A 14869-nucleotide genomic window follows, 5' to 3' on the forward strand; every position below is an offset into this window, starting at 1 on the left:
CGATATGTGTACGTTGAAAACCAATCGAGCGATCTATGCAGCGGTTTTGGCCGTTGCGTTGCTGTTATCTCTGATGGCGAGAGGAGTGGAATCTACGCCACCCAGGGGCACGCTTTTCATTATCGGCGGCGGCGCGCGCCCACTCTCGCTGGTGCGGAGCATGGTTGCCACCGCCCCGTTGAGCAGTGGGCGCCCTGTCGTGGTGCTCACGATGGCCAGTGAAGTCCCGCGGGAAAGTTTCGAAGGAATTTCGGAGCAGTTGCAACAGGTAAGCGATGCGCCAATTTACCACCTGCACTTTTCGGAGCCCGCGGCCCCGTCAGACCCCCGGCTAGACACGCTGCTGCAAGCCGGGCTAATCTACATGACCGGAGGCGACCAAAACCGGCTCATGGAAGCTATCGGCTCGGGGCCGGTGTACCGTACCATTCATCAGGCTTACCGGCAGGGCGCCACCATTGCTGGCACCAGCGCCGGTGCCGCGGTCATGTGCCAGCACATGATTACTGGCCAGCAGCTCCTGGGTGATACCGCCTATCAGGCCACTTTTGATAAGGTTTGGCACGGCAATATTGAGTTCGCACCGGGGCTGGGATTGATCAAAGGGGTGATTATCGACCAGCATTTTATCAAGCGAAGCCGGTACAACCGGCTGATCTCAGCCTTGGCCGCTTATCCAGACCACACGTGCGTGGGAATTGACGAGAGCACTGCGCTGGTAATCCAGCCGCATGGGGTTACCGTGGCAGGCATCGGACAGGTTGTTGTCATGTCAGCACCCAAACGCATTGGTGCCGATGGGGCGTTGATTACGGCAGAACACATCCAACTCAGTCTGTATGCCGCCGGGGCCGAATTTTCACTATAGCAGTACTTCAAATTGCAAGCGTCCATGTCGTGGGCGGGGCGCCGCGCACGACAGCCAAATGCGCAAAACTGGCGGCCGAGCCCTGCCATTTTTTCGGCACCGTTAACGATTCTTCATGGAATTGTTAAAAAACGCTAAAACTTATGCCACCACAAAAACACTGCATCAGTTTTGTCGTTTACAGGGTATGAAAAAACTGTTGATGATCCTGACATCCCACGCTGATCTGGCGGATGAAAAAGAGCAGACCGGCGTATGGCTAAGCACCTTTACCGATGCATACTATGCGTTTATCAAAGCCGGATTCGAAGTTACCGTCGCCAGCCCCCTTGGCGGCAGGCCACCTATCGACTCGTTGAGTGAACAAAACGATCATCTAACGGATGAGGTAAAAACCTATCGTGATGATTTCATGGCCCAGATGGAAATGGGCAATACATGGAGGCTCGAGGAAGTAAGATCGACGGTTTTTGATGCGGTTTATATCGCCGATGGGCATGGCGCGTTGTGGGATTTGGCGGACAACCCGCAGCTCGGCAAACTGTTGTATGAATGCCTGTTGAATGAAACCCCCGTAGCGATGGTAGGGCATGGCGTGGCGGCGGTGTTTTCGTTAGCTCAGCTTCGCCCAACGGTATTAAATGAGCTTCGCATCACCGGCTTTACCAGTACGGAGGAGGCCCTGTTGAAAAGGCATCCCTATGTGCCGTTCAGCCTCACGGACCGGCTCAAGACATCCGGCGCCCAATTCAGCCATGCGATTATCCCTTTTACGCCGCATGTCGAAACAGATGGCATTTTTATCACCGGGCAGAATCCGGCATCGGCAGGGATGGCAGCGCAAGCGCTGGTAGAGCGGATCGGAATGGGGCAGCTTCAGTGCGGTTAAGGCCGGAGGCGTGAGCCATTGCGGCGCCATCCGGTGCTTGAGTAAGCAAGTAATTCGCGGGCACTACGCAAGAAAAATAACCGGAGACTTGGAACAAACCGGCAATAGTTTTACTTTCGGCTACGATTATTGAATCAACACCAAGTCATGAACAAACGCGAGTTTATAAAAAATAGTGCAATAGGTGCACTGGGAGTCATGCTGGCTCCCTCCTGGCTGAGAGCTTTCCCCACCGGGAAGCGTTTACGGACGGCCCACATCGGCGTAGGAAACATGGGAATGGAAGACCTCAAAGCCATCGCTTCCCATCCCCGTGTTGATGTCGTAGCCCTTTGCGATGTGGATGCGCTGAATTTATCCACCGCGCACAAGCTCCACCCCGGAGCCCGCGTGTTCTTTGATTACCGCGCCATGTTGGGCGAGCTTGGCGATGAAATTGACGCCGTGATCGTATCCACGCCGGATCATACCCACGCCCCGGCGTCCATGCTTGCCATGCAGCTAAACAAACCGGTTTACTGCCAGAAACCGCTGAGCCACTATGTGTCTGAGTCGCGGGCGATGAATAAGATGGCTGCCGAGAAGGGACTGGTCACCCAGATGGGTATTCAGGTGCACTCATTTTATGACTACAAGCTGGCCACACTTTTGATTCAATCCGGTATTATCGGCAAAGTACATACCGTACACGCCTGGTCGCCCAAAAACCATGGGTATGATGGCCCGCCCCCGGAGGGCGAAGATCCCATCCCGGCGCAGCTGCACTGGAACCTTTGGGCCGGCACCTCGACCAAGCGCCCTTATAAAGAAGGCGTATATCATCCAGGCGCCTGGCGGAAATTGATGGACTACGGCTGCGGTACGCTGGGCGATATGGGCGTACATATCTTTGATACCCCCTACAATGCGCTCAAGTTGGATGTGCCGCGAACCATCACCAACCAATGCCGGCCCACCAACGGATTCGGCTTTCCCGAACACAATACGGTGACCTATGAGTTTCCAGGTACCGAGTACACTACCAAGTCGTTGAAATGGATCTGGTATGACGGCCCCGGCGCACCGGCCAAGCACGAAGATCTGATGCTGCCGGGCATGGATGCCGAAGCAGGCAGCAAGAAGACGGTCGCTGCAGCCGATAGCACAGGCAAAGTTTCGCTCGATCCGATGGTAGCAGGGGAGCACGAATTGCCGGATCAGGGCGCCATGTTTGTGGGCAATAGGGGCCGGTTATTGTTGCCCCACTTCATGCAGTTGCCCCGGAAAATTGTCAGGGGCAAATACGTCGATATTTCGGATGAAATAGAAAAGGTGAGTAAGGCGCACGGTCTGGGTGTACCTATTCGCAACTACGATACCGAAGGGCCTAAGCACTACCACCAGTTTGTGGATGCCTGTTTAGGCAACGGCGAATGTTCAGCTCCGTTTGCATATGCCTCCCGGCTCACGGAGACGATTCTCTTGGGTACCATTGCGGGGCGTTTCCCCGGCGAGACCCTGCACTGGGATGCCGAAGCAGCCAAATTCAAAGAAGAAAAAGCCAATCAATATCTGAGCGGCGAATATCGGGAGTTCTGAGCGCTCGCTGCGCCTGTTTGATGCACCACTCGCCTTGGCTCGACTCGCTGCTGGATGATCCCGATCAGGCCATAGCTGCCGAGGTACATTCAAGTAACAGTATCGATGCCGAATACCGGAAGCGATATAACAAGGAAGCATTGCCCGATCAGCTATAACGGAATTGAGAAAACACCCCCACGCTCCGCCGCCAACAATCCTTTACGCATAGCGCGTAATTCCCTTGTGGCTGTTCGGGTTTTAAAATGGCGTATGCATCCGAATTATCCGTAACTTTGTACAATGGCCCCGGTACAGGAAGTAGATTTGCACCTCAAGGCGTTCATGCGCAACACTTCGGGGCTCAGCGGCGAAGATATGATGCAGCTGAGCATCGAGCGCATGCGCGCCGCGCTGGATAACGCCATCAAGCTCGGCCAGCGCGAAATCCGCTTTATCCACGGCCAGGGAACAGGCGCACTGCGCGAGCGAGTATACCACGAATTGCGCGCATACGAGAAAGAAGGCTTGATCGATTCATTCGAACCGTCATTTTTTAACGCAGGGGCGGTCAATGTGATTATCCGGTTTTAAAACAGCCACCAGCCATGATGAACGAATTTACCTACGACAATAGGTTATACTACCATCCCATTGAGTTTGCCATGGCCCATATCGGCGGCACCTGGAAAATCCCCATTCTGCTGTGCCTCCGCAACGGCCCCATGCGCTATGGCGATTTGAAGACAGCCATTCCCCGCATTTCCCACAAGATGCTGATCACCCAGTTGCGCGAATTGGAAGAGAAGAAGATGCTTACCAGGCACACTTTTCAAGAAAAGCCACCACGGGTAGAATACCAGCTCACGGCCTTGGCCCAGGGTGCGTTGCCGGTTGTTGACCAATTGGCCGAATATGGAATTTCCCTCATGAAGCAAGTCGGAATCGATTGCCCTACAGTGCTTTAACTACCTATCGCGCCGCTTTCCTTTATATACAAAAAAGTATATAAACATGGCGCTGCGGGCCAAAGTCCTTAGGTTTGCAGTCAGCAAAAAAACGAAAAAAATGGCAGATAACATGGTTCAAAGCGCATGGGTTACCGTGCCGACCCTACCTTGCGTAGCTATCGAAGAAACGCTATCCTTTTGGGAGATGCTGGGATTTGAGATTACCTACAAACAAACCCGTCCATATCAATACGGGATAGTGACACGGGGCGGTTCCGAATTGCATTTCGGACGTGTAAAGGGGATGGAAGCCAGCAGTAACCTGTACAATGGGTGCTTGGTTATGGTGCCCGATGCGGCGGAGGTATATCAGGAGTTCACGGCAGTGTTTAAGAAGAGGCTGGGCAAAATTCCGCACACCGGCATACCGCGCATATCCCGGATGAAACCCGGCACCACCCGGTTTACGCTGACAGATGTTTCCGGCAACTCCATTATCTTCATTGATTCCAGTGCTGAGGAAAAAGACCAGGAGACCTGGGAGAAAGCGGACGATAAAAACCAAAGCCCGCTGCAAAGAGCTGTGGCCATGGCCATCCGGTTCCGGGATTACAAAGAGGACGAACAGGCGGCAGCGAAAACCCTGGATGTTGCCTTGCGGAAGGCGAAAAATGAAGAAAATACCACCATTGCAGAAGCGTTGATTATCCGGATGGACCTGGCGGTTTTTATGGACAACTCCGCCCGTGCCAGCGAATGCAGCAAGCTATTGAGCCAATTGGACCTTCCGGAGGGCGAAGTGGGGCGCTTGATGCAGAAGCATGGAATCGACCCCCCTAAGGACGCATCATGATGCCCCGCTCCGTTGTTCTGTTAACCGGGGCGCTCACAGGGTTCAAGGCGAGGAATGGGGTATAGCGCGAAGTTTAGCCGTGATCACCAGCACGCTCCACTGCACGCTGCGCCTGTTGGATGTGGCGCTCGTTGTGGTAGATGACTATCCGTAGCGTATCTCCCAGCCGGAGTTTGATGAGCGGGGTAATGCTGATGGCGGTCTTTACCTTGCCCAGGTGCACCCGCCTTGCACGAGCCAGCAGCGTCAATAGCTGCTGCTGTTGCTGGATGAACCGCGAGACGACACTTATATCGAGCGTACTGTTTGCCGGATTCATACTTTTGAACGTCTTCATACGGTTCAGTTTCGGCTTCGGCTTCATGCTTTCCGCAAAATACTGCCCCAGCCAGCCACTGCGGTAAACGCTACCGGGCGCGGCCTTAGCGGTATCCAGGCGCTTGGCGATTTCCGGCAGGTAAAAATCGCCATAGCGATTGAGGTGCTCCAGGCAATCCAGTGCGCTCCACCCGCCAGCATCCGGCTTAGCATTTAGCATGGCATTGGGCAGGCCGGCGAGCCGCTCGGCTTCCCGCAGGTTTTTCCACGTCAATTCTTCCAGTTCAGTTATTAGCGCTTCAGCGTGCAGTTTCATTGTTCCTGTTTTTGTTACCGCAAAGAACCGTATTTTCCATCATCCAACCGTTGATTCAAATCAAGACTTTTTCAATCGCGACAGCGTCTCAGGCGTCATACGCAAGTAGTTGGCAATATACTTATGCGGTATGTGCTGGAACAGCTGAGGGCTTCTTTCCAATACCCGCTGGTACCGTTGGCTGGGCGAGCTGGTGAGCAGGTCTTTTTCACGTTCCAGCTGCTGAATCACCAGTGCTTCGAGTGCGGAGTTCCAGAGCAGCAGGTGGCGCAGGTCTGCCTGCACAAACTGCATCAGCACGTGTTTGGGCAGTACCTGAAGCCTGGTCTTTTTTAAGGCTTGTATGGCAAAGTCGGAAGCCACGCCGGTGAGCAGGGAATCCAGTGCCACGATGAGGTCTTTTTCATAGCCAAACCGCACGATGCGCTGCTCCTGCCCATCCCATACAAAGACGCGGAGGCTCCCCGCTTCCACCAGGTAAAGGTTGGTATCGACGCTTCCTGCCTCTTTGAGGTAAGCATTGCGCGGCAAGGTGATGGTTTTTTCGAATAAGTTGGCCTCACGTATGGCCTCTGCCAGGGTTAAGTTTGAATGATGCATATGGAAATAGCTTAACGTCATGCACAGGCTACTAAGATACGCAACATTAGCTTCACTGATAAGCTGGAACTTTTCAAATGCGCTAAAAACAATGTCGTCGAAATTGCAAAAACTCGGCAAATGAAAGGGTATCATGTTGCCGCCGCAAGGGTTTGAACCGCCGTTTACATCGTAATCGCGATTTTTCCGGTGAATCCGCCTTTTTCCTGCATGCGGTGGGCATCTGCCAGCTGTTCCAGCGGAAATGTAGCGGCAATATGAGGCATGAGTGCTCCGGTCTCGGCCATCGCGCGGATCCTTTCAAGGTCTGCGTGATTGGCGCTTACCTGCACGATTTTCATGCGTTTCTTGAAGGTAAGATCAAGTAATGCTTCCGCTACGCCAGTGAGGTTGTCTGTACCGCCACGTGTGGATACGAACATCGCCTCGTCAGTGAGGTTGGTTTTCATGTCGCTTATGGTGAAATGCCCGCTGGCATCGAATATCAGGTCAAACTTTTCATCCCCAAGCATATCCATCTGGTGGTAGTCAACCACATGATGAATACCAAGGTTTTTTGCGAATGGAATGTGCTTACCGCTACACGTGCCTGTGATCGTTGCATGAAAGGTGTGCGCGATTTGCACGGCCGGAATGCCGACGCCTCCCGTACAGCCCATAATCAACACTCGGTCGCCACTGCCGATCTTGCCTTCATCCACCAGCGACTGCCAAGCGGTAAGCGCTACCAACGGCAGCACCGCGGCTTGCGCAAACGAAAGATTTGCCGGCTTCAATGCGGTAGCATCCTCGTTAGCAACGATCTGCTCCGCATAAGCGCCGTAGCCAGTGACGGCATTGTTCATCCCGAAAACCTCATCGCCGATCTTAAAGCGATCGCTTTTTGAGCTGATTACCGTCCCGGAAAAGTCGCTGCCGATCAGGTGCTCGCCCATCAGGCCTGTCAACAATTTAGTCTTTCCCTTGCGTACCAGTACATCTACCGGATTGACTGATGAAGCTTTATTGGCAATCAGTACCTGCCCCGGGTTGATTTCGGGGGTTTGGATATCTTTTATTGTAAATGCTTCCGGTTCGCCGTATTGTTCCAATAATGCTGCTCTCATTGTTCTGGCATTTAAGGTTTGCAGGTGGTGCCCACCATATGCTAACGCTCTACACGGCGAATGGTTTTCTTTAGCCACAAAGCGGCTCAATCACCGCCTACCGCTCCGCGGCCACCTGCACCTCCTTCGCTTTGGAGAGGTGTTCGTACCCACGGTAAAGTATCACTATTTCGATCACTACCGCGGGAACCATGATCACACAGCTCACGTTAGCAATATATACTTTTTACTCCAGGTCCACATTGATCGTTCCGAAGCCCGCGTGTACGGCGCACCTGCTGGAGCGGTGCCCATCGGTTAGCGTCCCAAGCACGCCTTCAGCACCACCTCAAGCGGGATACCCGAATACTCTGAAAATTCCTCATAGGTAACCACTTGATGGTTTTTCTTACCCAATTCGTTCAATATCTGCCGGCGGTGGCGTTGTGCCTGGCGCAGGCTTACTCCCAGTATAATACTTATTTCATTGGCGTTTATGACCAGTTTGGTGTTGTTCATGGTTAGAAGATTTTATCGCCCAGGCCGCAGGCCGGAGCAATGTTGATCACATGCCGCGCCGGTGTCTAAGGTGCCTCCCACCCCCGTTTAGCCGCCTACCCTACGCTTATGTATCGCCATCCTACCGCTTTTGGCGCGTTTTAGCGGATATATAGCGACGCATATGCGACGCATGGGCGGATAGGGGGCGGGTGGGCTACGGCCAAGGGGGGCTTATTCCCCGGATATACGACGGTTTACTATTCACAAATATAAGTGTGCCATCCAAACCATCCAAGAGACAAAAGCGACAATTGGGTATCATCGCGGCAATAGCGCCAATTGCGCCAGATGCGGCGCGGGGCGACATGCGCCAAATCCACAGTCCGGAACTTTGTCCTGTTGTTAAAAAAGTCATATTATGGCACAACAAGACAGTTTCTTAAAATTAAAAGGAAGAATCGGGGATTTGACCTTTTACAAAACCAAGAATGGGCATCAGGTACGCGAAAAAGGCGGCGTAAGCGCCCAACGCATTGCCACAGATCCGAAGTACCAGCGCACACGCGAGAACAATGCGGACTTCCGCACGGCCTCGCTGGCGGCCAAGCATCTGCGCGATGCGCTGCGCCCGCTCATCCTCTTTACCTATGATCCGGGTATGCCCAATCGCCTCGGGAGCAGGATGGTGCGGGTGGTACGGGCCGATGCGGAGCATGTACGTGGCGAGCGGCAGGTGTTGCCCGCAAACCTGGCCATCCTGCGGCGCTTCAACTTCAACGCAGCGGCTACGTTGGCCAACACGCTGTTTGCCACGGTACGCACCGCGGTAGACGCCGATGAAGGCATCGTGCGGATCACGGTACCGGCCATCAAGCCAGCCACGCAGCTGTCCAAGCCGCGGGAGGCCACGCATTTCCAGTTTGTGGCAGGGGCGGCTATGCTGGATTTCAGCGAGGAGGGTGAGTCTACGCTGGCCTTAGCACAGACGGAAGAACATTCCCTTAGCCAGCTCACCGTTGATGAGACCATGTTGGAGCTCGCGCTGCCTGCTGATGCCGGCCTGCCCATCGTCACCGTCTTCGGTGTAGCCTTCTACAAAGAAGACGAAGGGCGCAGCTACGGTCTCAACAACGGGGCGTACAACCCGATGTCCATGGTCAACATCACCGTATGATGACGGAGCTGCGACTCATCAGGACCTATGATCCTGACGGCACCAACGGTGTACTCCATCACGGAGGAAAGCAGGTCTGCCAGACCATCGAGCTCCCTTGGCGCAACAACCGGCGGATGATCAGCTGCATCCCCGAGGGGCGCTACCGGCTTATACGCCGCATGCACTTCAAGCACGGCGATCAGCTGGCCGTAGCCGGAGTACCGGGGCGCGAGGCCATCCTCATCCACCCGGCCAATTTTGCCCTTGCAGAGCTGCAGGGGTGCATTGCGCCCGTTACCAAGGCCGTGGCCCCGGGCAAGGGGGTGTTCAGCCGCGTGGCGTTGGATCGCCTCAAGGCCATTGCCTATCCGGCTTTGGAAGCGGGTGAGGAGGTGTGGCTCACTATTGTGCAGGAGGGCGTACTATGAGCCGGCCGCTCACGTGGTACCGGCGGGTCAAGCACGGCCTTTCGGTCGCGGCCGGGGCGGTCCTCGCCGCACCGCTGAAGCTGCCGCCCAAGGTTGTAGCCGGTGCACGGTACGTGGCTTTGCTCATCGGCCTGCTGGACGCCGTCGAGGCCAGCGAACCGGGCAGGCAGCCCGAGGGCAAAAAGGAGGAGCCGCCCGATGAATAGCCATGGCAAGGTGCTTGCCGGCATCATGGGCGGTACGCTGCTCAGTGCCTCCGCCTTTCCGCCGTGGGCGGATGTGCTGCACACCGCTATGCTGGCGGCGGTAGGTGCCACGGTCAGCTTCCTCACCGCGTGGCTGCTGCAGCACATTGTGCGTAGGCGCAGGCGTTAGCCCTCAAGGCCGCTCCGAGTCGGGGCGGCCTTTTGGTGCCACAAGCTCTTTGTACCGACTGCGTACTTTACTGGCGTTATTTTTGTGGATTTTAATGGAAAATTGTTGATCTTCTCCATTTTCTCCGCTGGGTGGCACCACTTGTTTTTGAGGTACCGGTTCGATACCCAATTTAAGCGCGATAAGCAAGGAGCCGTCTCTTTTCGGCGCAAGAAATGAGATGGCATCAATCGCAAAGCCGTAGAAAGGCGACAGCCAATGAAACCCGTATCTCTTCGAAAAGTGTCGAAGTTCAACCTTCGTCGTAGGCAACCGGTATTTTTCGCCATTGTAAGTGTATAAGACGGTCTTAGCGTTTCGATGTTCAATCATGCCGATTTCGTGAATCGGTACGCGATGAAGCTCGTTTTTGTAATAGTGCTGTACTTGAATAGCCGACGTCACTACGTCTGCAAGTACCGTTGGTTCTACTTTTGCTTGTTGTTCGCTGATAACCTGTGCTTTGAAGGCTTCAAAAGCGCTCCGCTCCTCAGCTTCGCTAACGACAAAGCAAAGCACTTCAAAACTGCTATACAACACTACAAGGCAGAAAATTCCAATGACTACGAATGCAAATTCATTGGTGAAATAGCCCCGATGGAGGAGGCTCGTATTATGGGCTGCATAGTAGACGGCCACGGCAAGTAACACAAAAGCCACCGGCGGTAGGAAATTCCATAACCATTGTTTTTCCAAACGTCTAAATACGCTGTCGTGTATACCGTGCTGTTTATCGAAGCGGCGGTTGTTTGATTTGATGTAACCCACCACCACCAACGCACAGATCCATGTAAACCCCAATGCCGTCCAATAGGGTTTTGTCTGCATGAGTTCCCATGTAGGCTCACGGCGGTGGAAGATAACGATGGCATGCGAGTAAATTGGAAGCAGGGCCAAGATGAATACATCGAAAAAGATAGGTTTTTGACACAAGAATTTTATCAGATAACGAATCATACGGCTTAAAGTGTTTGGTTATATCAGTTCAAAACAGGTACGTATTCGATGAGGGGATTCTCAAAATTGCCGTCAAGATTCTCAAAATCTGGCAGATTGTGATTGCGCGCTTGACGGTTCAGACAGGCTAATATAGCTTTAATTCCTGAAAAATATATTCACTTACTAAAAAGTAAATCAATTATGGCAAAACCAACGTTAACGCCTACGGGCGTTCAGACCCTTTTGAACGAGTTGTATGCACTTCCGGACGTGCAGTTGCAGCAGGAAGCGCAGGCACTCGCGCTGGATTTTGGCGAATGGCTTTCCCGGCATTTTGAACTAACCGCCGATCAGCTATCCTACATCGAAAATGAGCTGTCGGTAGCCTTCATTTCCTTTGTTTCTCTGCGAGTTCCCTTCGCGATGGAACACCGATTGCCAATTACTTACAGTGTATTTAACCAACCACCTCCGGAAGAAGAGGAGGAGTGGGGCAAGATCATCACAACTACGGACAATGTATCGCAGTCGTCTCCGAGCGAAGCGTTTACGAACAATGCATCCGGTTCTTTCCAGTTCATCTCACAGTACTATAAGAAGTAAGGGATGTTCTTACGTGTCATGACCGAAGTATCCATGCTCCCACCCGGCAAAGGCAGCCCAGTGCCTCCGGCTTGCCTGCCGGGCGGTGCCAATGGGCGCGGGCCACCCTTCCGGCGGGCCGGACGGTTGGCCCACCATTCCGTTAAACCGTTGATCAGCAAACACATTATGCAAACCTTTATCCACTTCTGGACCACCCGTGTACCACACATCCCCGATGCCGCCATCGCGTTTGCGCTACCTTGCCTTTAATATTAACGTTTCAGTTTTTTCGAGATGGAACCTGCCATCCATATCGCTCAACTCCAATCCCTTGTGCACCGAAAGGATTCCATCCGCGCTGCAGTGGCACGCAGCGCTTACCCCTTGCCGGGCGCTGAGGTGCGATATTGGGCAGCGCAAGGATGGAAGGTGCTAGAGCAAGGCTATGACCTGCCCGATGTGTATGTATGTAGCATAGAAGTGGAGGCGATGGGGGATACCGTCATCCCCATCCGCTGCCCCCGGCATGATCTGTATGGGGTTTACGTGCTGGCTGGCGGCGTTCGCATCAGCGGTGCCGATGAGCAGACTCCGGTGCTGCACACTGAGGCGGGGCATTACCGGCTCAGTTACCTTCCGGCAGCAGCCTACAGCTGCCATTTCGCGGCCGGTTCGCATCATGTTTTCTATTTCGTTCCCAAAGCTGCGCTGCTATTCCGCGAGCCGAGCCCCGAGCTGGGCGAAAGCATCGCACCTGTAGAGGCGCTGCGGGCTAAGCTCGGCACACCGGCGGTGAGCGCCCGCCTCTCCTCGGCCGGCTTGGTAGCCGATACCATCCGGCGGTTCCTGCGCCATCCCGGCGCCACCTACCTTCGGCGTTACATCGGCGTTCAGGTGCTCGCGATCACCTTGTTGTTAGCCGCCTGTGAGGCGTTGCGTGTGCAGTCTGCCAGTGACCAGGTAGGCCTAGCGCTTGCCGCGCGCATGCACGCGTACATCGATGAACAGGTCAGCGATGGGCAGGATGTCGACGTTGCGTCCGTGGCGCGGCGATTTACGATATCCTACGCGTATGCCAAGCTGGTTTTCCGTGCCCATGTAGGCCAGCCCATCGGCGGTTATATCCGGACGCGCAAGCTAGAGCAAGCCCGGAGCATGCTTAAAGCAGGCGTACCGCCCGCACAGGCGGCGCGGTACGTGTGCTGGACGTATGGGCATTTCAATAAGACATTTAAGGCCAGGTATGGGGTGTCACCGAAAGACTATCGGTGATGTACCAATCGGGCAGCGCCTATGCCGTTATTACAACGGCTTTTTATGAAATGAGAACGTCTTATAGTTACCCACCCGTTCGCCAGCTTCAAGGCCGGTGGTATATATTCGGAAATCCTTTCCTGTTTTGAATGGATTTTTACTGGCTGGATCGAATGGCCAGAAATACCAGATTCGTATATCATCAGCCATGGCAAAATCCTTGCGGCTCCAATTTTGTTGTTCCATATCATCGCAAAACGACACGTACGAATGATGGGCGACAGAACCGCCGAACAGCACGAATTTCTCGAGGTATGTGTTATAGGTAATACACACCAGATCGGTTTCCGTAAAGATGTAATCTTCCCGGCCATTGATACCCGGCTCCTGGAACGCACCGTTGTAAAACTTGGTCCACGACCCCGGTTCGAATTTGGCACTAAGGGGCGAGCGTGCCACGGAAATGTTCTGGATGTCTCTCACCAGCGAGGTGTTGTCGTAAAATCCGGTTTTATAATAGATGTAGGCATACCCATCATCGGCGATAAAAAACGAGATGTCACCAGCGCCGTTATATGTTTTGTTGGCTGGGGGCGGATCCTGCTTATTCTGGGTAATGATGTCGCCATAATAACTCCACGTTTTGCCCTTGTCAAACGATTTGGCCAGTCCGAGGCGCCGTTCCTTAGCCTCAGACCGCCATTCATTCTTAAAGTTGTATTCGGTATACGCGATGGTATAAAACACACCGGCTTCGTCAATATACAGCCCCATCGGCCAGAAAAACTGCCATTCGCACCAATATTCATCGTCAGATCCGCACGATTGGGTGATGTAATTCGGGAAATCTTCATTGAACGTGGGCGTTGGTTGCTTGGTCATGTTGTCAATGTCGGTACCAACCCACAGTTCCCACTGGTAGGAGGTACGGTTCCAGGTAGAACCGTTGCCTCCGATCAGATAGATCGTATCCTGGTAGTAGGCCGTACCACCGTTTACATCGAAATGGATAAACGGATGCGCTTGCGGGGTGCCGATTTCCCAGCAGTGGCCTGCATCACCGCAGACCACGCCTTCGTCTTGTTTATTCGTTTCGTTAGCCGGTTTTTCACACTGCGCGAACAGCAACAATGCAATCGTATGGAGCAATAAGATAATCATTGGTTTCATGCTTTTAAGGTTATTTTAAAATAGGGATAAGCAGGCAAGATTGAACTCGCCCGAATAAATCGTATGCACATCGGTAGCGGTAAACCTGAAGTAGCGACCACTGGCGAAGGCTTGCGAAAAATGGCTTACCCAAACGTCTTTCACTTCACCTACCGGAAACGGGATATCCTCTACCACCAGCACTTGCTCCCAGTTTTCGCCATCATCGCTCAACTCCAGCGAAATTCCTTTCGGGAATCCCTGCGGCTCGGGATGCCATGGGTAATATTTCCGGTTCATGTAGGTAACGCCATGCACTTCTTTCCGTTCTTTCATGTCTACCACCACCCAGTGCGGGCCGGGCACCCCGAACTGGGTGATCCAATAGTTATCACCGTTTTCATTCAGCAGCGAATGGACATTGCCATCCGGGCCGCCTTCCCACGGGTCGTGCGATGAAAAATCCATAACCGCCCACTGTGTATTGTCGTACCGGGTATAATCTTCCACATTGGGGATCAGGTCAAATAGAAAATACGCCGTACTGTTTTCGTCCGCCTGGCCGTAGCTTCCGTCTAGCGGGCTGACGGTTATCGGCAACAGGTACTGCGCAAACGGCTCCAACTGCGAGACATCCACCACCAGCGATAGTGCTTCCGTGGTGTTTCTGCCCTTGCTGATCGTAGCGCGATCTGCCATGGTATAAGACGCTTCCGGAAGCAGCCGAAAACTTACTCCATTTTGGTCATTGTAATCATCAACCAATGCCTCGTCAACAGAAAAAGCGACGTTTACGTCCGACTTCGGTGGGGCAAAACCATTTACGCTGGCGCCATAGTACGACGTGTCGGAAGTCACATTGGCTGCGAGGACCTTTCTGGACAGCTGGTTGGCCTGCGGCATGTAGACAAACGTGTTTAAATCGACGTCGGCCAGCTCTTTTTCTTGGCAAGATGCCAACAGGCATACCACCATTATTGAATATAAAATGCGTATCATAATGTGTA

The 14869-nt window shown here is 53.5% G+C and carries 20 protein-coding genes; 13 read left to right on the forward strand and 7 right to left on the reverse strand.

Annotated elements, in window-relative coordinates; translation table 11 throughout:
- Positions 1–4 precede the first annotated feature (4 nt).
- The 7 genes from ACFOET_RS19595 (at position 5) to ACFOET_RS19625 (ending at position 5117) form a co-directional block, all read left to right on the forward strand.
- On the forward strand, positions 5–868 hold the full coding sequence (locus ACFOET_RS19595) for a cyanophycinase (RefSeq protein ID WP_379025872.1): 864 nt from the start codon (positions 5–7) through the stop codon (positions 866–868).
- A gap of 187 nt (positions 869–1055) precedes the next feature.
- Positions 1056–1757, forward strand: a complete 702-nt coding sequence (locus ACFOET_RS19600; protein WP_379025874.1) for a type 1 glutamine amidotransferase domain-containing protein — start codon at positions 1056–1058, stop codon at positions 1755–1757.
- A 147-nt stretch (positions 1758–1904) separates the two neighbouring features.
- On the forward strand, positions 1905–3335 hold the full coding sequence (locus tag ACFOET_RS19605) for a Gfo/Idh/MocA family protein (protein ID WP_379025876.1): 1431 nt from the start codon (positions 1905–1907) through the stop codon (positions 3333–3335).
- A 17-nt stretch (positions 3336–3352) separates the two neighbouring features.
- Positions 3353–3493, forward strand: coding sequence for a hypothetical protein (locus ACFOET_RS19610; protein ID WP_379025878.1), 141 nt, complete (start codon positions 3353–3355; stop codon positions 3491–3493).
- 124 nt (positions 3494–3617) lie between these two features.
- A complete protein-coding gene (locus ACFOET_RS19615; RefSeq protein ID WP_379025880.1) occupies positions 3618–3908 on the forward strand; it encodes a Smr/MutS family protein in 291 nt (96 codons plus the stop codon).
- Between the two features lie 14 nt (positions 3909–3922).
- Positions 3923–4282 (forward strand): winged helix-turn-helix transcriptional regulator, encoded by a 360-nt coding sequence (locus ACFOET_RS19620; protein WP_379025882.1) that lies wholly within the window; start codon positions 3923–3925, stop codon positions 4280–4282.
- A 100-nt stretch (positions 4283–4382) separates the two neighbouring features.
- A complete protein-coding gene (locus tag ACFOET_RS19625) occupies positions 4383–5117 on the forward strand; it encodes a VOC family protein (RefSeq protein ID WP_379025884.1) in 735 nt (244 codons plus the stop codon).
- 73 nt (positions 5118–5190) lie between these two features.
- Here ACFOET_RS19625 and ACFOET_RS19630 read toward each other — a convergent pair whose 3' ends face one another.
- The 4 genes from ACFOET_RS19630 to ACFOET_RS19645 form a co-directional block, all read right to left on the reverse strand.
- A complete protein-coding gene (locus tag ACFOET_RS19630; RefSeq protein WP_379025886.1) occupies positions 5191–5751 on the reverse strand; it encodes a DinB family protein in 561 nt (186 codons plus the stop codon).
- Between the two features lie 60 nt (positions 5752–5811).
- Positions 5812–6351 (reverse strand): Crp/Fnr family transcriptional regulator, encoded by a 540-nt coding sequence (locus tag ACFOET_RS19635; protein WP_379025888.1) that lies wholly within the window; start codon positions 6349–6351, stop codon positions 5812–5814.
- A 164-nt stretch (positions 6352–6515) separates the two neighbouring features.
- Positions 6516–7457, reverse strand: coding sequence for an NAD(P)-dependent alcohol dehydrogenase (locus tag ACFOET_RS19640; protein WP_379025890.1), 942 nt, complete (start codon positions 7455–7457; stop codon positions 6516–6518).
- 297 nt (positions 7458–7754) lie between these two features.
- Positions 7755–7955, reverse strand: coding sequence for a hypothetical protein (locus ACFOET_RS19645; protein WP_379025892.1), 201 nt, complete (start codon positions 7953–7955; stop codon positions 7755–7757).
- A gap of 400 nt (positions 7956–8355) precedes the next feature.
- Between ACFOET_RS19645 and ACFOET_RS19650 the strand changes: the two genes are divergently transcribed.
- The 3 genes from ACFOET_RS19650 (at position 8356) to ACFOET_RS19660 (ending at position 9896) form a co-directional block, all read left to right on the forward strand.
- Positions 8356–9111 carry a hypothetical protein gene (locus tag ACFOET_RS19650; protein ID WP_379025894.1) on the forward strand — a complete coding sequence of 252 codons (756 nt, stop codon included), beginning with the start codon at positions 8356–8358 and terminating at the stop codon, positions 9109–9111.
- A complete protein-coding gene (locus ACFOET_RS19655) occupies positions 9111–9521 on the forward strand; it encodes a DUF5675 family protein (protein ID WP_379025896.1) in 411 nt (136 codons plus the stop codon). The genes ACFOET_RS19650 and ACFOET_RS19655 overlap by 1 nt, the downstream gene beginning before the upstream one ends.
- Before the next feature lie 102 nt (positions 9522–9623).
- Positions 9624–9896 carry a hypothetical protein gene (locus ACFOET_RS19660; protein ID WP_379025898.1) on the forward strand — a complete coding sequence of 91 codons (273 nt, stop codon included), beginning with the start codon at positions 9624–9626 and terminating at the stop codon, positions 9894–9896.
- Positions 9897–9899: 3 nt separating this feature from the next.
- Here the strand turns inward: ACFOET_RS19660 and ACFOET_RS19665 are convergent, their stop codons facing one another.
- Entirely contained in the window at positions 9900–10892 is a 993-nt protein-coding gene (locus tag ACFOET_RS19665; RefSeq protein WP_379025900.1) for a hypothetical protein, read from the reverse strand.
- Positions 10893–11075: 183 nt separating this feature from the next.
- Here ACFOET_RS19665 and ACFOET_RS19670 point away from each other — a divergent pair, with 183 nt between their 5' ends.
- From ACFOET_RS19670 to ACFOET_RS19680, 3 genes are read left to right on the forward strand one after another with little or no spacing between them, the layout of a single operon-like run.
- Entirely contained in the window at positions 11076–11477 is a 402-nt protein-coding gene (locus ACFOET_RS19670; RefSeq protein WP_379025902.1) for a hypothetical protein, read from the forward strand.
- Between the two features lie 3 nt (positions 11478–11480).
- Positions 11481–11729 (forward strand): hypothetical protein, encoded by a 249-nt coding sequence (locus ACFOET_RS19675; RefSeq protein ID WP_379025904.1) that lies wholly within the window; start codon positions 11481–11483, stop codon positions 11727–11729.
- 24 nt (positions 11730–11753) lie between these two features.
- On the forward strand, positions 11754–12731 hold the full coding sequence (locus tag ACFOET_RS19680; RefSeq protein WP_379025906.1) for a helix-turn-helix transcriptional regulator: 978 nt from the start codon (positions 11754–11756) through the stop codon (positions 12729–12731).
- Between the two features lie 30 nt (positions 12732–12761).
- On the opposite strand, the gene ACFOET_RS19685 is transcribed toward ACFOET_RS19680, so the two are convergent.
- Both ACFOET_RS19685 and ACFOET_RS19690 read right to left on the reverse strand, forming a co-directional pair.
- Positions 12762–13874, reverse strand: a complete 1113-nt coding sequence (locus tag ACFOET_RS19685) for a hypothetical protein (RefSeq protein WP_379025908.1) — start codon at positions 13872–13874, stop codon at positions 12762–12764.
- 24 nt (positions 13875–13898) lie between these two features.
- Positions 13899–14861: a BT_3987 domain-containing protein gene (locus ACFOET_RS19690; protein ID WP_379025910.1), complete on the reverse strand. Its 963-nt coding sequence runs from the start codon at positions 14859–14861 to the stop codon at positions 13899–13901.
- Positions 14862–14869 lie beyond the last annotated feature (8 nt).

Origin of the sequence: Parapedobacter deserti, assembly GCF_042646065.1 — a bacterium.
Taxonomy (GTDB): Bacteria; Bacteroidota; Bacteroidia; order Sphingobacteriales; family Sphingobacteriaceae; genus Parapedobacter; species Parapedobacter deserti.